The sequence below is a fragment of the Lachnospiraceae bacterium JLR.KK008 genome (assembly GCA_037015955.1).
Taxonomy (GTDB): domain Bacteria; phylum Bacillota; class Clostridia; order Lachnospirales; family Lachnospiraceae; genus VSOB01.
Genome location: CP143548.1, coordinates 1,393,859 through 1,415,000 on the forward strand (window position 1 = coordinate 1,393,859; position 21,142 = coordinate 1,415,000).

The window sequence follows — 21,142 nt, forward strand, 5'->3', positions numbered from 1 at the left end:
TATGGAAAAAGGAGAAAAGAGTATGAATAAAAAACCGATTGTACTTATGATTTTAGACGGATATGGGCTGAACGGCAAAACGGAGGGCAATGCGGTTGCGCAGGCCAGTACTCCGGTTATGGATAAACTGATGGCGGACTATCCGTTTGTAAGAGGGAATGCCAGTGGTATGGCGGTAGGTCTTCCCGACGGACAGATGGGTAACTCAGAGGTCGGCCATCTGAATATGGGAGCAGGGCGTATCGTCTATCAGGAGCTGACAAGGATCACGAAAGAAATCCAGGACGGTACTTTCTTTGAGAACCCGGCTCTGATGGATGCGATTCAAAACTGTAAGAAAAACGGAAGCGCCCTTCATATGTTCGGACTCTTGTCTGACGGTGGCGTGCACAGTCACAATACACACCTGTATGGGCTGCTGGAGCTGGCGAAGAGAAACGGACTGGAAAAAGTATATGTTCACTGCTTTTTGGACGGGCGTGACACGCCTCCTGCAAGTGGCAAGGGCTATGCGCAGGAGCTGGAAGCCGAGATGAAGAAGATCGGCGTCGGACAGATCGCTTCCGTCATGGGCCGTTATTATGCCATGGACAGAGACAACAATTATGACAGAGTGAAGCTGGCTTATGATGCGCTGACAAAAGGCGAGGGACTGAAAGCGGCAGGTGGTCCGGAGGGCATTCAGGCATCTTATGACCGGGACGAGACAGACGAGTTTGTAAAGCCTACCGTAGTTGAAAAGGATGGAAAGCCGGTCGGCGTGATTGCGGACGGAGATTCCGTGATCTTCTTTAATTTCAGGCCGGACCGTGCGCGAGAGATTACACGTGCGTTCTGCGACGATGAGTTCAGGGGATTTGACAGAGAGAAGAGGCTGGCCCTCACGTATGTCTGCTTTTCCGATTACGATCCGACGATCCCGAACAAGGAAGTGGCGTTCCATAAGATCGCCGTTACCAATACCTTCGGGGAATGGCTGGCAGCGAACGGCATGAAGCAGGCGAGAATCGCTGAGACGGAGAAATATGCCCATGTTACCTTCTTCTTCAACGGCGGCGTGGAAGAGCCGAATGAAGGGGAGGACCGGGTACTTGTAAATTCACCGAAAGATGTGGCTACTTATGATCTGAAACCGGAGATGAGCGCCTATGGTGTGTGCGATAAACTGACAGAGGCGATCCGTTCCGGAAAATATGATGTGATTATCATCAATTTTGCCAATCCGGATATGGTTGGTCATACCGGTGTGGAGGCGGCAGCCATCAAAGCGGTGGAGGCAGTGGACGAGTGTGTTGGCAAAGCGGTAGAGGCTGTCAGGGAAGTGGACGGCGTACTGTTTATCTGTGCTGATCACGGTAATGCGGAGCAGCTTGTGGATTATGAGACAGGTGCACCGTTTACCGCCCATACGACCAATCAGGTACCTTTTATTCTGGTCAATTATGAAGACGATTATACATTGAGAGAAGGGGGATGCCTGGCAGACATCATTCCGACTCTGATTCAGATTATGGGAAGACAGCAGCCTGCGGAGATGACAGGAAAGTCGCTGCTTGTCCGCAAATAATGTGACGAAAAAGCTGAAAACCGAGACCGTCGATGGAGAGGAATATTGTCTTTCTGTCGGCGGTCTTGCCGATTTATGTGGCGGTGTACAGTTGGGAGAGGTGAGTAGTATGAGCGTACTCTTGTTTTTGCTGGTCTGGCTGGTTTCTCCGTTTGTGGAACTGGCTGTAATCATAATACTATGGAAAGAGAATCAGCGTCATAAAGAAAAAATCCGGGAGCTGGAGCGTCAGCAATATGGCAGACAAGCGCCGCCTCATCCGCAGGGCCAGCCTGTGGGCCGGGGGCCATATGCGGGTGTCCCGGGGGCAGATGCGGGCGGGATGTGGCAGCGGCCGGGTCAGCCTGTGGGGATGCCACGGCCGGATTCGCAGCCGGTAGCATATGGGCAATGGAGGGGTCAGCCTGTGGACATGCCGCCGAAAGTATTGCCGCAGCCGAAGCCTGCATCACAGCCGACAGATATGCCGCAGTCCGTATGGCCGGCGCCGCAATCTGTGTCACAGCCGGCAGATATGCCGCAGTCCGCATGGCCGGCGCCGCAATCTGCATCACAGCCGCGGCAATCCGCGCCGCAGTTCACGCCGCCGCGGCCGGTCATCGCAGTGCAGCGGCCCGGGCATTCTGCCAATGTCATGGGAACGGCGGCTTTGATTGTAGGTATTATCTTTGTGGTGCTTGCCGGTCTGATCTTTTCAACTACGACATGGAAAATATTGCCGGATCTGGGAAAAGTGATGCTGATCGGCCTGTTTGTGCTTGTCTTTTTCGGCTCCAGCCTGATCGCGGAAAAGAAACTACATATTCATAAGACGGGCAACGGCCTGTATCTGCTTGGCAGTATTTTCCTGTTTCTTACGGTACTGGCAGCCTGCTATTTCCGCTTTCTCGGGTCCGCCTTTGTTCTGGAAGGGGTAAACCGGTATCGTGTGCTGTGGATTGGTTCTCTTGTGACAACAGGCGTCTGGTTTCTCGGTATGAGACGGTTCTGCGACAGGTTGTTTACACATGCCTGTCTGTGGGGTATGACTGTGAGCATGGTGTTTCTCGGACTCTCCTTTGCCTGGGAGCCGACAGACTTCTTTGGATTTATGACAGTATATGCGTTTGTCCTTCTGCTGTTGGAATGGTCGATCGAGCGGCTTGAGGCCAGTCCGGTTAAGGCCAAACGGAAAGAACCGGGAGCGCCGGGAACCGGTAAGCTGGAAACAGAAACCGGAGAGACGGTGCTCAAAGGGAAGGCGACGGAGGACGCAGGAGCAGTCCCGGCGGGGCAGGGTAAGGAGCGGCGGTGCGTTACGTGGGCGCAGGCGTTTTTTATGCTCCGGGAAGAGATGGCGTTATTTGTCCCTGTCCATTTCTGGCTGTTTGCGGGTCTCTGTGCTTATAACGGCCTGATGGAAATGGCCGGAATATCGCAGCGGCATCTGTTTACCCTGTGCGCGATGGCCGTTACTGTCGCGGGGATGGCTTTGCTGTGCACGCGGAAGAGGCCGATTTCCTGTCAATGGCTGTTTCTTGCATCTTTAGAATACTTTGCACATTATACCGCTGTCACCTGGCTGTTTGCGCAGCGGGAGATCTATGCGTTTCTGACAGTGGAGGCGGTCGCCGCAGGCTGTTTTTCCCTGTGGCTGTGTTGCCGCCGGGCGGGCAGTGAGCGAAGAGGGCCTTTGCTTGCCGGAAGCCGGGCGGAAGGTGCGATTTGTCTGAGCATGATCTTTGTGGATACACTGGCGGTGATCGGACTCTCCTGGCTTGGAACTATGGCGCCGGGAGAGCAGCTTGCGGCTTTCGCTGCCGTACTTCTCGCTGCCGGAGCGCTGTATCTGTGGGGCAGGTCCTGCCGGTGGGTTCCGGAGACAGTCGTCTTGCTCTGTCTTTACCTGACTGTGGCAGCATGGAATCTTGGAAAGCTATATCATCCGAACTGCCCCGGTTATGAAGTGTTTGTGACAGGGTATCTCTGTCTTGTGATCTTATGGAGTTTTTGCAGTCAGAAAGACTGCAGGATCTCTATGACGGTGATCGCAGTCATTTTGGCCGGCATAAGTGGTTTTCCGCTTTCGGCGGTGCCGCTGTCTGTGCTGGCGGCCATGGTGATGACTGGCAGAAAAGCAGGGCGGGAGCTTCCGGGACAGGACAGGTTTCTCTGTCTGCTGTTTTTGACGGCTGCGTTTTCCTTTTACCGTAAGTCTCCGGAGGCATTGTGGTCATTGTGGCTGTTTGCAGCTTTGTTTTGGGCGGTCTATCTGTTTTTGTATCGAAGAAAACATTTGTGGCTGACAGGAGTTTGCGCTTCTGCCATGCTTTTCCTGCCGACCGCATTATCCGGGCGGTATCAGATAACGGGAGATGCGCTTTATCTGTCGGTCGCTGTTTCGCTGTTGATTTCAGGTATCGTGTGCAGACTGTTCGTGCCGGTTGTGGCCAGGGAAGAAGGGGAGACGGGTGCCTGGCAAATTGACTTTTATCATATTTTATCTGCGGCGCCGCTGCTTGTGATGACAGTTCTGGCAGATCCGTACTGGCGGCTTGGGTATCTGCTCTTAATTGGCCTTTATTGTCTGCAGTATGCGTCGGTGAAGGATTTCCCGGGCTGGGAGAAGGTGCGCCGATGTGCGTATTCCGGAGCGGCTGCCTGTCTGCTGCCTGCGTTTTGGCTACAGCCATTTATTGTCTGGCCGGCGCTTTTTTCGCTGGAAATCTGTCTGCTGCCTGTAGCGGCCTTTCTCCTGTTTCTTCCTGTTATCTGGGGGAAATCACGGGAACTGCGTGATGTGCAAACCGTAGGGTATCTGCTTTGTCTTGTGATTCTTGCGATCGATGGCATTGCCACCGGGCAGGTGGCAGACGGCTTGATGCTGGAAGGGCTTTGTCTGCTGGTATTTGGCTGGGCCAGACGAAAATCATCACAGCTGTGGGAAATAATATCCGTGTTCGTTATGTTTGGATTTTCTGCCATTGCCTTTTATGGCGGCCTTTATCGTGCCGGCTTGTCGATCGGTTTGTTTCTCGCCGGGTTCTGGCTGTCGTACCTTGTCTTTTGCCAGAAGCGGTATGGCAACTATTATCTGAACCTGTTGTCTTCTCTCGTTATGCTTCCGGCGCCGCTTGCATTGTATGGGCAATATGAGATAACAGGGGACCGGCTGTATACATCCGTGGCCATTTCACTGCTTGCGTCTGCCATCGTCTTTCGTCTGTTTCTGCCGATCATGCAAAAGGAAGAGGGAGAGCCGGGGGCATGGCAGATCGATTTCTATCATATACTCATCGCCCTGCCGCTTTTATGGATGACAGTCTGGGCAGACCGGTACTGGCGGTTTGGGTATCTGCTCTTATTGGCGTTTTACTGTCTCCAGTATGTGCCGGCAAAACGTTTCCCGGGCTGGGAGAAGGTGCGCCGCAGCGCGCTGACCGGTCTGGAAGGATGTCTGCTCTGCGCGTTCTGGCTGCAGCCGTATCTTACCTGGCCGGAAATCCTTACTCTGGAGATCAGCCTTCTGCCAGCCGCACTTCTTGTTTTTTCTCTTTCTTTCTTATGGGGGAGATCGGAGATTTTGTGGAATGTGCAGACTGCCGTCTATACGGGTATGCTGATCATCCTTGCCGTGGACGGTATCCGTACAGGGAAGGTGGGGGATGCGCTTATTCTGGGAGGCGTCTGCCTGCTGACGTTTGTCTGGGCGATCGTCAGATCGCAGCGCCGCTGGGTGCGGATCGCGGGAGCAATGATTGTAGCCGAAGCGCTTTATATGACGAAAGAGTTCTGGTTCAGCCTTTCCTGGTGGGTCTATCTGCTGCTGGCCGGAATCGGCCTGCTCTTGTTCGCTGCGGTCAGTGAGAAGAGGAAAAAATAGTTTTCCAAATATTCTTGACAGTTGTTCTGTATATGGTACAATAGGTGTATTAACATACATAGTACACACATAATACATCTAGTACCGTATGAAATATTGAGAAAGGAGTCAGGGATGATTATTCTGGATTATAAAGATACCAGACCGATTTATGAACAGGTAGTGGACAAACTGCAGAAGCTGATCATCAATGGAGTGTTGGAGCCGGACAGTAAGATGCCGTCGGTCAGGAATCTCGCGGTGGAGTTGTCCATCAATCCCAATACGATACAAAAAGCATATGCCGAATTGGAGCGGCTGGGGTTTTTGTATACGATCAAGGGCAGGGGAAATTTTGTAATGTATCACGAAGGGCTATATCTGCTGAAAAAGAAAGAGTACCTGGAAAAGATCGGGAAGCTCTTAAAAGAGGCGGAGGAGATCGGCATTTCCAGACAGGAGATGCTGCAGAGTCTGACGGAAGGAGAGGGAGAAAATGATAGAAATTCTTGACATCAGCAAACGATTTGAAGAGATACAGGCTGTTGATCATGTGAACATTATGATCAAAGAAGGCAGTGTCTTTGGTCTGATCGGCACGAACGGAGCGGGAAAAAGTACTGTGCTGCGAATGATCTGTGGGGTGCTCAGGCCTGATGAAGGACAGGTGCTCATAGACGGGATACCGGTATTTGATCATGTGGACGCCAAAGAGAAGCTGTTTTTTATCGCTGATGAGCCGTATTTTTTTGCCAATGCCACACCGGAGGATATGGGAAAATATTACATCAGCGTGTTTCCGAAGTTTGATCTGGAGAATTATCACCGCTATCTGGACAGTTTCGGTCTGGGGCGCAGACGGAAAGTGGCAACTTTTTCCAAGGGGATGAAAAAGCAGCTCGCCATATTGCTTGGCATTTGTGCGAGGACAAAATATCTGTTCTGTGATGAGACTTTTGATGGTCTGGACCCGGTCATGCGTCAGGGAATCAAAAGTCTGATGGCCAAAGAGATGGATGAGCGAGGAATGACGCCGATTATCGCATCCCATAATCTGCGGGAGCTGGAAGACATCTGCGATCATGTAGGACTTTTACATCGGGGCGGCGTGCTTCTGTCAAGAGATCTGGAGGAGATGAAGCTCAACATTCAGAAAGTACAGTGTGTGCTTGACGAAGGGGTTGATGCGGCAGAAGTGTTTGGCAGGCTGAACATTGTGAAATCGGAACAGAGGGGATCTTTATATACGTTGACGATCCGAGGCAGCCGGGAGGAGATCATCAATTATTTCAGCACCGTCAGGACGATATTCTTTGAGGCGCTTCCTCTTTCTCTTGAGGAAATCTTTATCAGTGAAACGGAGGTAGTGGGCTATGACATCAAAAAAATCATTTTTGGTTAATATAAAAACAAATGCCAGAAGACGCATCTGGCTGTATGTCATTATGTTTCTTGCGTTCTTTTTCTCACAGCCGGTATTTCTGGCGATGAGTCTGAGTACGGAAACAATGTATTACACGTTTGACGATCTGGGCGCGCATTTGGGCAATGTGTTTGCGCTTTGTGTGGGACTGAACGGCGGCATGGCGTTTCTTGTGGCCATACTGGCTGTGATCTCGGCAGTCCAGGGATTTTCTTATATGTATCAGAGAAAGAAACTGGATCTGTATATGAGCGTACCGGTGTCAAAGGAACGGCGGTTTGCGGCGATCTATATCAATGGCGTACTCGCTTATCTTGCTTCCTATCTGATCAGTATGATGCTCAGCTTTCTTGTGGCGCAGGCGATGGGCGCGCAGATCTGGCGGGGACTGGGAGAAGCAGCAGCCGCATTGATCGGTAATACGATGCTCTTTTTAGCAGTCTATCATATCACGATTCTGGCGGTTATGCTGACAGGCAATCTGATCGTGACATTGATGGGGACTTTTGTATTGTTGTTTTATGACGGTGTCATCTATCTGTTGACCGGCGGATATATGGAAACTTTTTTCAGCAGTTTTCATTACCGGTCAACGGAAAGAATGGCGGACTTTCTCATCTCTCCGGTGATCCGTTTCTTTATGTTGACCAGTCAGGCTTTTGATTTTGGCGCGAGTTATAATTATTACCGAAGAGTGCTGCAATGGGGAGAATTTTTCCGGGGGCTTGTGCCGATTGGGTTCGTGGCCGTTTTGGCTCTCGGACTGGCATATTACTGCTATACGAAAAAACCGGCGGAAGTATGTGGGAAGTCGATGGCGTTTCCGGTGACAAAACCTGTTATCAAAGTGTGCATTACCATTCCGGCAGGTTTGACAGGCGGCGTTTCATTCTATTATCTGTCCGGTCAGAGTATGCTGTTCTTTCTGTTCGGGATGCTGGCGGGCACGCTTCTTTGCCACAGTATTGTGGAAGTGATCTATGATTTTGACATTCGCAGTGTCAGAAACGGCTGGAAGTCTCTGCTCATTTCCGCCGTTGGAGTGGCAGTAATCTTCTTAGTGTTTGTCTGTGATCTGCTCGGTTATGACAGTTATGTGCCCAGGCAGGAGCAGGTAGACCACATTGCCATGCGGTTCACGGACAGTTACGGTACCTTTTATAATGAGGAATTTGAGTCAATCGGGGCGGAGCAATATATTTTTGACAATATGCAGATCACAGATATGCAGCCGATTCTGGAGCTGGCGACAAAGCGGATGGGGCAGATAGCGGAAGTAGGATCGCAGGTTCGTTACTGCAGCATACAGTATACACTGAAAAATGGTAAAAATGTCTATCGCTCGTTTCCGATCATGTACAGAGAGGATACGGCGCTGCTTGATCAGATCGTGACAGATCCGGCTTATCAGCAGGGGAGTTCGCTCGTATATAACGAGCCGCTGCTGACGCTGGGAAAACGTCTGCGTATCTATTATGACGATGGTCGCGGCAGGAATGTCATCACCTCAGAATTTTCTCTGGAGGAGCTTTGGACGGCCTACAGAAAAGACATGGAGGATTTTACGTATACGGAAATGCTGGAAGAGCTTGTAACAGGAAAATTTGAGATGGAGTGCGTGGAGAACGGCATGTATGTATCTGCACAGTTGCCGGTTTATCCGTCCTTTACCAATACGATCGCTCTCATTCAAAAGACAGGGCTGTACAGAGAAGACTATCTGGATATGAGCAATGTGGAGCAGATTATCGTCCGCAACAACAACAGTGAGGCATATGACAAATTCGGTCATGAAAATGAGTATGGTACTTACCATTATATTGATTTCTCAGTGGAAGCGACGTTTGAAGATGCGCAGGAGATGCAGCAGATTGCGGATGCCATCTATCCGCAGAACTTTGACGATTTCTGGATGCCAGGCGATACGCTTGACAGAGACTATGATGTGACCGTCGTCTTCAAACAAGAGCCGGATATGACGGACAGTGACCGCGGCAGCTATGGCAACTATTATATGCTGACAGATCAGATTCCGGAGTTTGTCAAAGAGGCAACTCTTTACAGAGAGGGCAGTGAGACAGGAGCGGTTTCCGGCGAGACGGTGCAGCCGGAGGTATACATATCCATTGATTATTAAAGATACTTTCTCGCGTTTGTGAGATTTGTGAGGATAGGATCTTCCGGAAGAGGACATACTTTCCATAAAACGGGTTTATTTGGAGGTATGGAATGAAACGATATATGGAGATCACAGATGTACATGGGCGTGAGATTCTGGATTCCCGGGGGAATCCGACAGTGGAAGCGGAAGTGACACTGACCGATACAATTACAAAGGAACGTTTCGGCGGAAGCGCGGCAGTGCCCTCCGGCGCAAGCACAGGCAGATTTGAAGCCGTGGAGCTGCGTGACGGAGAGCCGCGCTATTTTGGGCTTGGAACGATGAAGGCAGTCAACCACATCAACACGGAGATCAAAGAGAAGATTATGGGCCGCAACGGTCTCAATCAGCTGGAGATTGATCATCTGATGCTGGAGGCGGACGGTACGGAAAACAAAGGGCATCTGGGAGCCAATGCCATCCTGGCAGTGTCGATGGCGGTTGCCAGGGCGGCGGCGGCTTCCCTGCGCATTCCCCTCTACCAGTATCTTGGGGGTACACATACGAAACTGATGCCGGTGCCGATGATGAACATTCTGAACGGGGGCAAACATGCGGCCAACACCGTGGATTTTCAGGAGTTTATGATCATGCCGTTAAATGCGGGGAGCTTTCGCGAAGCGCTTCGTGTCTGTGCGGAAATCTATCACAATCTGAAAAAGATACTCAATCATAAGGGACTGTCGACCGGAGTGGGTGATGAAGGCGGCTTTGCCCCTGATCTTCCCGACGCGAAAGCAGTATTGTCGCTGATCATGGAGGCTATCGAAGCGGCGGGATACCGGCCGGGCGATGATATAAAGATTGCGCTTGATGTGGCCAGCAGCGAGCTCTACAATGAGAAGACCGGCATGTATCATTTTCCCGGGGAGAGCAGGCTGACCGGCAGTGAAGTCGTCAGAGACACCCAGGAGATGATTTCTTATTATGAGGAACTGATCGAGCAATTCCCGATTGCCTCCATAGAGGACGGACTTGCGGAGGATGATTGGGACGGATGGCAGGAGATGACAAAGCGCATCGGAAAGAAAGTCCAGCTTGTCGGTGACGACCTGTTTGTCACGAATACCAAGCGTCTGGAGGCGGGTATTAAGCTGGGCGTGGCCAATGCGATCCTTGTGAAAGTAAATCAGATCGGCAGCGTGTCGGAGGCGATGGAAGCGATCGAGATGGCGCACAAAAACGCATACCGTTCGGTCATATCCCACCGTTCCGGAGAAACCGAGGACACCTTTATCGCGGATCTGGCAGTGGCGGTGAATGCGGGACAGATCAAGACAGGCGCGCCGTGCCGAAGCGACCGGGTGGCAAAATATAATCAACTGCTGCGCATTGAGGAAGAAATCGGTGTGGATGCGCGTTATACCGGACCTTTCCAGAAAACACAGGAGTAACATCAGGAGCATAAAACTGCCGGAAGGGACGGGCTGTTCTCTTCCGGCGTCGGTTGTGGATATTATTGGAAAAGGGCTTGTAATTCTTGTGCACCTGTGGTAGAATAGTGCTTGTTTAGCATTAGGAGGTGTAAGAATGAGCGCATTGAGAACCATTCTTTTAATCGTATTTATTGTCGTCTCTCTTATTCTGGCGACGATCGTATTGATGCAGGAAGGAAAATCCGCTGGTCTGGGAGCCATCAGTGGGGCTGCCGAGACCTACTGGGGGAAAAATAAAGGACGTTCTATGGAAGGGACGCTCGTCAAGCTGACAAAAGTTCTGGCAATTTTGTTCTTTGTGCTGGCGGCGGTTTTGAATACACGTTTCTTTTAGACTCAGATAAAAACACTCTTGCAAAAGAGTGTTTTTTGTTCGATAAGATTTGGGTGTTGTCATGCTTTTTGACATCCAAATCCGCAGAAATATTACAGGAAAGAGAGAAGATGGGAAACAGGAAAGAGGAAAGAAAAAAAATAATCAGTGAGTTGATGGAAGATCCGCTGTATGTTCCGATGAAGGAAAAAGAGCTGGCAATCTTTCTTCAGGTGGAGAAAGAGGATCGGGATGAGCTGAAGCAGATACTGGAGGAGCTGCTTGCGGAAGGCAGGCTGGAGGTGACGAAACGGGGCAGATACCAAAAGCCGGAAGCAAGAATCGTCACAGGCACGTTTGTTGGCAATCAGAAAGGATTTGGCTTTCTGGAGGTTGAGGGCACTTCGGAAGACCTGTTTATACCGGAGACGATGGTAAACGGCGCTTTTCCGGGTGACATCGTGCAGGCAGTACTGCTGCCGGCCAGCAGGGGAAAACGTCAGGAGGCGGAAGTGACGAACATTGTCAGCCGCAGTGTCCGTCAGGTCGTAGGTACTTTTCAGAAAAACAGGAATTTTGGCTTTGTCGTCCCGGACGATACGAAGCTGTGCAGAGATATTTTTATACCGGCGGAACGTTCTAAAGGGGCGGTGGACGGACATAAAGTAGTGGCAGAGATCACAGACTATGGTTCTAAAAGCAGAAGTCCCGAGGGCGTCGTCATGGAGATACTCGGTCACAGCAATGATCCCGGTGTCGATATTATGTGTATCATAAAAGGGTATGAGTTGCCGACGGATTTTCCGGAACGGGTGTTAAATCAGGCGCAGCGTGTGAGCAGTCCGGTATCGGAGGCTGACAGACAGGGCAGGCTTGATCTGCGCGGTGTGGATATGGTGACGATCGACGGGGAGGATGCGAAAGACCTCGACGATGCGGTCAGTCTTACCGTGGAAGACGGTTTGTACTGCCTTGGCGTTCACATCGCGGATGTGACGAACTATGTACAGGAAAATTCTGCGCTTGATCGGGAGGCACGCACGCGTGGCACAAGTGTATACCTGGTGGACAGGGTGATTCCGATGCTGCCGCATGCGCTCTCAAACGGCATCTGTTCGCTGAACGCGGGGGAGGACAGACTGGCGCTGAGTTGTCTGATGAAAATTGACGACCGGGGACAGGTTGTAGATTATCAGATCGCAGAGTCTGTGATCCATGTGAACCGGCGCATGTCCTACACAAATGTAAAGAAGATACTGGAAGATAAGGACGAGACAGTGATTGAGCAGTACAGAGAGCTGGTACCGATGTTTGAACAGATGGCGGTACTGGCTGCGATTCTCCGCAGGAAGAGAAGAAAGAGAGGGTCTGTCGAGTTTGATTTTCCGGAGACGAAAATCATATTGGATGAGGCAGGGGTACCGTTGGAGATCAGACCCTGTGAGAGAAATATGGCAACAAAGCTCATCGAGGATTTCATGCTCGCGGCGAATGAGACTGTAGCGCAGCATGTTTACTGGATGGAGCAGCCGTTCCTGTATCGGACGCATGAAAATCCGGATCTGGAAAAGGCTGAAAAACTGGCGGCCTTTATTCGAAATTTCGGATATTCACTGAAGATGACACAGGGTGAAATCCATCCGAAGGAGCTGCAAAAGCTGTTAGGGAAGATCAGTGGGACACCGGAGGAGGCGCTGATCAGCAGAATGACGCTGCGCAGCATGAAACAGGCCCGTTATACGACGGAAAACACGGGACATTTTGGTCTTGCCTGTTCCTGTTACTGTCATTTCACGTCGCCAATCAGAAGGTATCCGGACTTGCAGATCCACCGGATTCTCAAAGAGCAGATCCGGGGCAGGCTAAACGGCGAGAGAACAGCCCACTATACGGCGATCCTGCCGGAAGTGGCAAAGCACTGTTCGCAGACAGAGCGGCGGGCAGATGAGGCAGAGCGGGAGACTGAAAAGTTAAAGAAAGTACAGTTTATGGAGTCTCACATTGGAGAGATTTATGAAGGTGTGATCTCCGGCGTTACGGGCTGGGGCGTATATGTGGAGCTTGATAATACGATCGAGGGTCTGGTGAGGGCCAGCGATCTGCCGGGTGATTTTTTCTATTATGAAGAACAGAGTTATGAGATGGTGGGGGAAGCGACCGGCAGGCGGTATAAACTGGGGCAGAGGCTGACCGTGCAGGTAAAGGATACGGACAGGTTAAGCCGCACGATCGATTTCTGTATTCCGCAGGAAGAGGGGTAAGCGATGGCAAAGGACGGTTTTCAACTGGTTGCCAATAACAAAAAGGCATACCATGATTATTTTATAGAAGAAAAATATGAGGCGGGCGTAGCGCTGCATGGTACGGAAGTGAAATCTCTGCGTCTCGGAAAGTGTTCGATCAAGGAGGCTTTCGTGCGCATCGAGCAGGGGGAAGTTTTTGTCTATGGAATGCACGTCAGTCCGTACGAAAAAGGCAATATCTTTAATAAAGATCCGCTGCGGACAAAAAAACTGCTCCTCCACCGTCAGGAGATCAACCGCATGGCGGGACGGATCGCAGAGAAAGGCTATACGCTCGTCCCGTTACAGGTATATTTTAAGGATGGACTGGCAAAGGTAGAGATCGGTCTGGCCAAAGGGAAGAAACTGTATGACAAACGTCAGGATATTGCCAAAAAGGATCAGCGCCGGGAGGCGGAACGAGAGTTCCGTGTACGCAATTTATAAGTGTTGCGAAGAGCCGGTCTTTACACTTTTCGAAAAATCCGTTATAATAATATCATAATGGCACATTGATAAGGGGTAGTAAAGGTTTCGACGGGGGTTTTGCAGCTGGAGAAGCTATCCGCAGGTGATGCGTTAAATCACGAATCTAAATATAAACGCTAACGATAATTTAGCTTACGCTGCCTAATGGCAGCTGTCTGACTTAAGGCACCTACACTTTAAGATCCAGGCATCGACGATGTAGGAAACGACGCATATTAAGCTTTGCGTATGCGGGCGTATAATGAAGCTACCGACGGCATAAGGATGTCAGCTTTCGTATGTCGAAGGGAAGGCAAATAACTGACTATGATAGTAGAAGGACAGGGAATAGGCTTTCGGACATGGGTTCGACTCCCATCTACTCCATTATACAAAATGTCGAAGACCTGACATTCTGATTGGAAAAATTACAAGAGGCAGGAATATATTGGAAAAGTTGTCCATATACTAATACTGATAGAGAAATGCAGGAGGGTATCGCTATGGCAAGAGGACAACGAAAATCAATAGAAGAAAAGATCGCAGAAAAAGAAAGCATGATCGATGCTCTGAAGGTCCGGTTGAAATCCGAACAGAGAGAACTGGAAGAGTTGAAACAGGAAAAGCGGGAGGTTGATCTGAAAACGTTGAACGAAGTATTGCAGGAAGCAAAAATGTCGGCGCTTGATGCGGTCAATGTGATCCGGGAATATGTGCAGGAGAAAGCAGACCCCGCATGATGCCGCGCAGCTTCATAATCAATCTCCGCTATTTCATCTGGCCGGATTAAAAACGGGATTCTCATTGAATAAAATGGGAATCCTTTTCATTTTATGGAAAATCGGATATAATGTATCCGGATAACAGAGGTTGCGATGCGGGTAAAAGACTATATTGACAGGCTGGAAGAGGAAGAATATTTAGAGAAAGAGCAGTGGCAGGCGGTAATTGCCGACCATGACCGGGAAGACGTGGCATATGCGGCGGAGAAGGCAAGAGACGTCGCACATGCTTATTTTGGCAGGCACATTTATGTGAGAGGGCTGATAGAATTCACGAACTACTGCCGGAATAACTGTTATTATTGCGGAATCCGCCGGGGCAATGGAAAGGTGGAGCGCTATCGTCTGACAGAGGAGGAAATATTCAACTGCTGCGATCAGGGCTACCGTCTCGGGCTGCGTACGTTTGTACTGCAAGGGGGAGAGGATGGCTGGTATACGGACGAACGGATGGAGCATATCATACGTCAGATCAAAAAAAGGCATCCGGATTGCGCGATGACACTGTCGATCGGTGAGCGGGGGCGGGAGTCCTACCGCAGGTTGTATGAGGCCGGGGCCGACCGGTATCTGCTCCGGCATGAGACAGCGGACGAGTCACATTATCGTACGCTTCATCCGCCGGAACTGTCACTGGCCCACAGGAAGGACTGCCTGCGGTGGCTGAAAGAGACCGGTTATCAGACAGGCTGTGGGTTTATGGTCGGGTCTCCGGGGCAGACGCCGGCAGCGCTGGCGGAAGATATGGCGTGGATCGGAGAGCTGCATCCACATATGATTGGGATCGGACCGTTTCTGCCACATTCAGATACCCCGTTTGCTAAAAAGAGACAGGGCAGTTATGCGCTGACACTGTTTCTGATCAGTCTGCTGCGCATTATGGAGAAGAATGTGCTTTTGCCGGCGACGACGGCGCTTGGCACAATCCATCCGCAGGGCAGAGAGGCGGGCATTCTGGCGGGCGCCAATGTATTGATGCCGAATTTATCTCCGGTTTCGGTGAGAGAAAAATATGCGCTCTATGATAACAAAAAGTGCACGGGCGGGGAAGCGGCAGAGTGTATGGAAGAGATTATCATGAGGATGAGAGAGATCGGATACGAGGTTGTCACGGCAAGGGGAGACTGGGAGAGGAGAGCTTAGCAGGATGGAAGCTGTGGAATACAAATATAACGTGATGTCCGCCAGGGCGGAAGAATTTATCAATGACAGGGAAATCCGGGAGACGATCGCGTATGCCCGGGAGCAGAAAGAGAATCGGGAACTGGTATTTTCACTGCTGGAGCGTGCCAGAGACTGTAAAGGGCTGACACACAGAGAAGCGGCCGTCCTGCTGGAATGCGAGATTCCGGAAGCCGTTCAGGCGATGCGGGAACTGGCCATGGAGATCAAACAAAAGCTGTACGGCAACCGGATCGTCATGTTTGCACCGCTCTATCTGTCGAACTATTGTGTGAATGGCTGCACGTATTGTCCGTATCACCATCACAATAAACATATCCGCAGGAAGAAACTGACACAGGAGGAGATCCGGCAGGAAGTGACCGCCTTACAGGATATGGGACATAAGAGACTGGCCATTGAATCAGGAGAAGATCCGGTCAACAATCCGATCGAATATATTTTGGACAGCATTCGGACGATCTATGGCATCAGACATAAAAACGGTTCAATCAGACGGGTAAACGTAAACATTGCGGCTACCACAGTGGAAAATTACCGGAAGCTGAGAGATGCCGGGATCGGTACTTATATTTTGTTTCAGGAGACCTATCACAAAGAAAACTATGAGCTTCTGCATCCGACAGGACCCAAACACGATTATGCCTGGCATACGGAAGCGATGGACAGGGCGATGGCGGCCGGCATTGATGATGTCGGGATCGGGGTGCTGTTCGGGCTGGAAATGTACCGCTATGATTTTGTGGGGCTCTTGATGCACGCAGAGCATTTGGAGGCATACTGCGGAGTGGGGCCTCATACGATCAGCGTTCCCCGTGTATGTGCGGCCGACGATATTGACAGAGAAGATTTTACCAATGCCATCTCGGATGATATTTTTGAGAAGATTGTGGCTGTCATCCGCATTGCCGTCCCTTACACCGGGATGATCATCTCCACCAGAGAATCCCGCGCCTCCAGAGAGCGTGTGCTTCGGCTTGGCGTTTCACAGATCAGCGGCGGTTCCAGAACGAGCGTGGGCGGCTATGTGCAGGAAGAGACGAGCGATGAAAATTCGGCGCAGTTCGATGTGAGTGACAGACGGACACTCGACCAGGTCGTTGACTGGCTCATACGGCTTGGCTATGTACCCAGCTTTTGCACAGCCTGCTACCGGGAAGGACGCACAGGAGACCGCTTTATGACGTTAATCAAGTCGGGGCAGATTGCCAACTGTTGTCATCCAAACGCCCTGATGACCCTGAAGGAATATCTGACGGATTATGCTTCCCCTGAGACAAGGCGGCAAGGGGAAACGCTCATTCAAAGAGAACTGGAACGGATTCCCAATCCGCTTGTCCGGGAAAAGACGGAAAAATATATGAAAGAAATCGAAGAAGGCAAACGGGATTTCCGGTTTTAGAGGCGGAGAGATCTGCAACGAAAACTGATGGATGCCAAAGATATAAGGAGAAGAGTTATGACAGCGACTTTGCAGGACACGCCATCCGCAGGCCGGATTCATATCGGATTTTTCGGCAAAAGAAACAGCGGGAAGTCTTCCCTGATCAATGCGTTTGCAGGTCAGGAAGTGTCGATCGTATCGGCGCAGGCAGGGACAACGACTGATCCGGTCAATAAGCCGATGGAGATACCCGGACTGGGCGCCTGTGTGCTGATCGATACGGCGGGATTTGACGATATAGGTTCGCTCGGTTTGCAGAGAGTGGAGAGAACCCAAAAAGCCGCTGAGCGGGTGGATATTGCCGTGCTGCTGTGCAGTGGCGCCGAGCTGGAACCGGAGGAAAGCTGGTATCGGCTGTTTACACAGAGGCGGACGCCGGTTATTCCCGTCGTGAACAAGGCGGATATTGCGGAGGATGCCGATGCTCTGGCAGATGCCGTAGAGCGTCGTCTTGGCGTCGCTCCGGTGACTGTCAGCGCGAAAGCGCATACCGGTCTGGAAGAGCTGAGAGCGCGTATTCTCCGTGCGCTGCCTGGGGATGACGGAAAAGAGAGCATCACCGGTGACTTCGTGCAGGCGGGCGATGTCGTTTTGCTCGTTATGCCCCAAGATGAGCAGGCGCCCAAAGGCAGACTTATCCTGCCGCAGGTTCAGATGATTCGGGAACTGCTGGATAAGAAGGGGATTGTCATCAGTGTAGGTTCCGATCAGCTGGAAGATGCGCTGGCGATCATGAAAAGACCGCCGAAGCTGATTATAACCGATTCGCAGGTGTTCGAGACGGTATACAGGAAAAAGCCACAGGAGAGTCTGCTGACTTCTTTTTCCATACTGTTTGCGGCTTATAAAGGTGATATTGACTATTATGTGGAGAGCGCAGCGCAGATCGGCAGACTGACGGGGACATCGAGCGTACTCATCGCCGAATGCTGCACCCATGCGCCGCTGTCAGAGGATATTGGCAGAGTGAAGTTGCCGCGTATGCTGCGTCGCCGCTGCGGAGAGACATTGAAAGTAACTGTTGTCAGCGGTATGGATTTTCCGGAAGATCTGACTGCCTATGATCTGATTATTCAGTGCGGCGGCTGTATGTTTCACCGCAAATATGTGATGTCGCGGATCGGGCAGGCCAGACGGCAGGGGGTGCCGATGACCAATTACGGGGTGGCGATCGCATGGCTTACCGGCATTCTGGACCATGTTTCCATTCTGCGGTGTGAAACAGGGGCTGCGGCGCAGTGTTATGCGCAAGACATGGGAAAGTGATTTGAGGGGGATCATATGGAGAGGAAAAAGGAATGGGAAGTAGGGGGCTTCCAGTTTAATTCAGAGAAGGATGCGGGGCTTGCCAAAGAAGAGCAGGACAAAATAGCCTATCTCGAGAAGAGGATGCGTTATGACCAGCCCGAGGGAGTACTCAATATCTATAACAAAGCGATCGAAAACAGGGTGTTTCATACACCGGTCGGGTTTCAGTATTTACAGAAGCTGCATGACTTTCTGACGGAAAATGGTCTGGAAGACCGCGCCAGAAGTATCCCCTTATATCAGACATACAGCTATCAACCTATGGGGGAGATGAAGCAGCACACAGCGAAAAAGCGCGTACAGCCGAGTCAGTATAAAACACTGCGCTCTCAGCTCAGAAGATCGGTACTCTTAAATATTCTGCTTGTGATTGTGGTCATCGCCATGTTTGTGATCACACTGACAGGGAAAAACCCGACGATCTTAAATTATGAGAAAGTTCTGACTGATAAATATGCGAGCTGGGAGCAGGAGCTGACAGAGAGAGAATCGGTGATCCGGGAGAAGGAACGGGAACTGCGGATCGGGACTGATGACACTCCATAACGCCGGGAGCAGGCAAAGAAAGGGCAAAGGAGCGGTAAGGATGGGACAGCGGAACGTTCTGGTGGCGGACGATGAGAGCAGGATGCGGAAACTGGTCAGAGATTTTCTGACTAAAAGTGGGTATGGAGTGTTGGAAGCGGGAGACGGAAATGAGGCCCTGGAGCTGTTTTTTTCTCAAAAGGACATCGCGCTGGTGATTCTGGATGTGATGATGCCGCAGCTGGACGGATGGCAGGTATGCAGAGAGATCAGAGAACATTCCCAGGTGCCGATCATTATGCTCACGGCCAAAGCCGATGAACGGGATGAACTGCAGGGGTTTGAACTTGGCGTGGATGAGTACATCACAAAGCCATTCAGCCCGAAAATACTGGTGGCCCGTGTGGAAGCGATCCTGCGCCGGGTGGGTCAGACAGGCAGCGGCAGTATCGTGCAGGCAGGCGGTATCGTTCTGGACAGAGACGCGCATCAGGTAACGGTGGATGGAACCGTGGTCGAGTTGAGTTATAAGGAGTTTGAACTGCTCGCCTATTTCCTTGAGAACAGGGGCGTGGCGCTCTCCCGGGAGAAAATATTGAATCATGTGTGGAATTATGATTATTTTGGTGATGCCCGCACGATTGATACGCATGTCAAAAAACTCCGCAGTAAGATAGGAGAAAAAGGCAGTCTGATCAAGACAATCTGGGGTCATGGGTATAAGTTTGAGGAAACGTAGAAAGGCAGTCAATGTTACACGAAAATCAATATCGGTTTCCGGCGGGAGTCTTGCAATATCAATCAGGACCGTCCGCCGTTCAGATTACAGGCTATGAAGGGACAGATAAGCTGCTGCAGATCCCGGAGCGGATCGAAGGCCGCCCTGTGGAGCACATTGGGAAAAAGGCTTTCTGGGGCAGCAGAGGGCTTGTCTCCGTCAATTTGCCAGAAACGATCAAAGAGATCGGGGACTGGGCATTTGCTTCCTGCCCCGCCCTGGAGGAAGTGAGGCTGCCGGGCGGCGCGCCGCGGATCGGCAATAAAGTCTTTCAGGGATGCGGCCGGTTAAAATATATCGTTTCCTGTCAGGGCGATCTTTCTCTTGCCAGGCTGACGGCTATGGCGCTGACTGTACTGGGGGCCGATTACCTCCTGATACAGGGACAGATTGGCAGTGAGAGCTGGTTTCAGAGTCTGGATATTAAGATCACGGAACTGTTATATGAGACCGAGGAAGAGATATGCAAACATCTCGTATATTGTGCGGAAGAAGATATGATGGAAAAACAGGAGCGGTGTCTGCGGGAACGGGAATATCAGAAAGCGGAAGCCGCTTTGCTTCGGCTGCGCGATCCCCGGAGTCTTACGCAGGCTGTGCGCTCGCAGCTGTGCGAATATTTACGCCGTACGACAAAGGGCGGCCTCTCGGAAACAACATGGGAGATGATACGAAGCAACCGGGAAGAACAGCTGCCGTTTTGTGACACACTGATGGAGATCGGGGCGATCGGCAGTCACAATATCGATGCCAGTCTGGAAGATCTGGATGGCAGAGAGGTGGAATTAAAGGCATATTTATTGAGACGGCGTTCTAAAATGACAGAATCGTCAGAAATGTGGGAAACATTGAAATTATAAGGCAAAAGGAGAGACGATGAGGCATTCGATCAAAAGGCAGTTGGCGCTTGTTTTTATCATCCTGATTACAGGGACGATCTTCTGTTCCTGGTTTTTTAATGTCACATTTTTGGAATCGTATTATATGAATAAAAAAGAGAATGCGCTGATGAATGTTTATCATAAAATAAACGAGGCATCTGTGGATGGAGGAATGGAAGCGGAAACGTTTGACATGGAATTGCTGAAGATCTGCGGAAAGTATAACGTGCACCTGCTTGTTTTGGATGAAAATTTTCAGCTGTTAAAAGCGACGATGCATGATCCGGATATTCTGGTCAGACAGCTTCTGGACAATATCTTTTTTGCGGGTTCCCATTCACAATATGAAAAGATTCTGGACCAGACGCAAGACTATGTACTTCACAGTATCATAGATACGAAAAACCATGAAGAATACATCGAAATGTGGGGATTTCTGGAATCAGGGGCGTTATTTTTACTGCGAACACCCAAGGAGGGGATTGCAGAAAGCGCGCAGATCGCCAATCGTTTTCTCGTCTATACGGGACTGGCTTCCCTGCTGATCGGCAGTGGCATCATCTGGATCGTATCCAGAAAAATTACCGAACCGATCCTGGAGCTTGCCCGTATTTCGGAAAAGATGGCTTGTCTTGACTTTGAGACAAAATACGAAGGTAATATGAAAAATGAAGTGGGAGTGCTCGGAGACAATATGAATCTGCTCTCCAGAACGCTGGAAGGGACAATTTCTGAGCTGAAAACTGTCAAT

At 50.7% G+C, this 21,142-nt stretch carries 17 protein-coding genes and 1 other RNA gene (1 of these 18 only partly in view); all 18 read left to right on the top strand.

Annotation, left to right across the window (positions count from 1 at the left end; genetic code table 11):
- Positions 1 to 22 precede the first annotated feature (22 nt).
- Entirely contained in the window at positions 23 to 1,567 is a 1,545-nt protein-coding gene (gene gpmI, locus V1224_07005) for a 2,3-bisphosphoglycerate-independent phosphoglycerate mutase (GenBank protein WWR17171.1), read from the top strand.
- Positions 1,554 to 5,429, top strand: coding sequence for a proline-rich domain-containing protein (locus V1224_07010; GenBank protein WWR17172.1), 3,876 nt, complete (start codon positions 1,554 to 1,556; stop codon positions 5,427 to 5,429). The genes gpmI and V1224_07010 overlap by 14 nt, the downstream gene beginning before the upstream one ends.
- A 114-nt stretch (positions 5,430 to 5,543) precedes the next feature.
- Positions 5,544 to 5,921 carry a GntR family transcriptional regulator gene (locus V1224_07015; GenBank protein ID WWR17173.1) on the top strand — a complete coding sequence of 126 codons (378 nt, stop codon included), beginning with the start codon at positions 5,544 to 5,546 and terminating at the stop codon, positions 5,919 to 5,921.
- Positions 5,905 to 6,810: an ABC transporter ATP-binding protein gene (locus V1224_07020; GenBank protein WWR17174.1), complete on the top strand. Its 906-nt coding sequence runs from the start codon at positions 5,905 to 5,907 to the stop codon at positions 6,808 to 6,810. The genes V1224_07015 and V1224_07020 overlap by 17 nt, the downstream gene beginning before the upstream one ends.
- Positions 6,782 to 8,968, top strand: coding sequence for a DUF6449 domain-containing protein (locus V1224_07025; protein WWR17175.1), 2,187 nt, complete (start codon positions 6,782 to 6,784; stop codon positions 8,966 to 8,968). The genes V1224_07020 and V1224_07025 overlap by 29 nt, the downstream gene beginning before the upstream one ends.
- Before the next feature lie 92 nt (positions 8,969 to 9,060).
- Positions 9,061 to 10,386 (top strand): phosphopyruvate hydratase, encoded by a 1,326-nt coding sequence (gene eno / locus V1224_07030; protein ID WWR17176.1) that lies wholly within the window; start codon positions 9,061 to 9,063, stop codon positions 10,384 to 10,386.
- 136 nt (positions 10,387 to 10,522) lie between these two features.
- Complete coding sequence (gene secG / locus V1224_07035; protein WWR17177.1) at positions 10,523 to 10,762, top strand: preprotein translocase subunit SecG; 240 nt, start codon at positions 10,523 to 10,525, stop codon at positions 10,760 to 10,762.
- 110 nt (positions 10,763 to 10,872) lie between these two features.
- Positions 10,873 to 13,002 (top strand): ribonuclease R, encoded by a 2,130-nt coding sequence (gene rnr / locus V1224_07040; protein WWR17178.1) that lies wholly within the window; start codon positions 10,873 to 10,875, stop codon positions 13,000 to 13,002.
- A 3-nt stretch (positions 13,003 to 13,005) separates the two neighbouring features.
- A complete protein-coding gene (smpB, locus tag V1224_07045) occupies positions 13,006 to 13,470 on the top strand; it encodes an SsrA-binding protein SmpB (GenBank protein ID WWR17179.1) in 465 nt (154 codons plus the stop codon).
- 72 nt (positions 13,471 to 13,542) lie between these two features.
- Positions 13,543 to 13,881, top strand: a transfer-messenger RNA (tmRNA) gene (gene ssrA, locus V1224_07050).
- Positions 13,882 to 13,994: 113 nt separating this feature from the next.
- Positions 13,995 to 14,231 (top strand): hypothetical protein, encoded by a 237-nt coding sequence (locus V1224_07055; GenBank protein WWR17180.1) that lies wholly within the window; start codon positions 13,995 to 13,997, stop codon positions 14,229 to 14,231.
- A gap of 135 nt (positions 14,232 to 14,366) precedes the next feature.
- The gene (gene hydE / locus V1224_07060) at positions 14,367 to 15,416 is read left to right on the top strand and encodes a [FeFe] hydrogenase H-cluster radical SAM maturase HydE (GenBank protein WWR17181.1); all 1,050 of its coding nucleotides are present in this window, start codon (positions 14,367 to 14,369) and stop codon (positions 15,414 to 15,416) included.
- Between the two features lie 4 nt (positions 15,417 to 15,420).
- Positions 15,421 to 16,857 (top strand): [FeFe] hydrogenase H-cluster radical SAM maturase HydG, encoded by a 1,437-nt coding sequence (gene hydG / locus V1224_07065; GenBank protein WWR17182.1) that lies wholly within the window; start codon positions 15,421 to 15,423, stop codon positions 16,855 to 16,857.
- Between the two features lie 57 nt (positions 16,858 to 16,914).
- Positions 16,915 to 18,165 (top strand): [FeFe] hydrogenase H-cluster maturation GTPase HydF, encoded by a 1,251-nt coding sequence (hydF, locus tag V1224_07070; GenBank protein WWR17183.1) that lies wholly within the window; start codon positions 16,915 to 16,917, stop codon positions 18,163 to 18,165.
- A 15-nt stretch (positions 18,166 to 18,180) separates the two neighbouring features.
- A complete protein-coding gene (locus tag V1224_07075) occupies positions 18,181 to 18,753 on the top strand; it encodes a hypothetical protein (protein ID WWR17184.1) in 573 nt (190 codons plus the stop codon).
- Between the two features lie 40 nt (positions 18,754 to 18,793).
- Complete coding sequence (locus tag V1224_07080) at positions 18,794 to 19,471, top strand: response regulator transcription factor (protein WWR17185.1); 678 nt, start codon at positions 18,794 to 18,796, stop codon at positions 19,469 to 19,471.
- Positions 19,472 to 19,482: 11 nt separating this feature from the next.
- On the top strand, positions 19,483 to 20,370 hold the full coding sequence (locus V1224_07085; GenBank protein ID WWR17186.1) for a leucine-rich repeat domain-containing protein: 888 nt from the start codon (positions 19,483 to 19,485) through the stop codon (positions 20,368 to 20,370).
- A 16-nt stretch (positions 20,371 to 20,386) separates the two neighbouring features.
- Positions 20,387 to 21,142: the 5' portion of a HAMP domain-containing sensor histidine kinase gene (locus V1224_07090; protein WWR17187.1), read on the top strand. Its footprint extends 717 nt past the window's final position; 756 of the gene's 1,473 nt are visible here — the first part of the coding sequence; it begins with the start codon at positions 20,387 to 20,389; its stop codon lies off the right edge, out of view.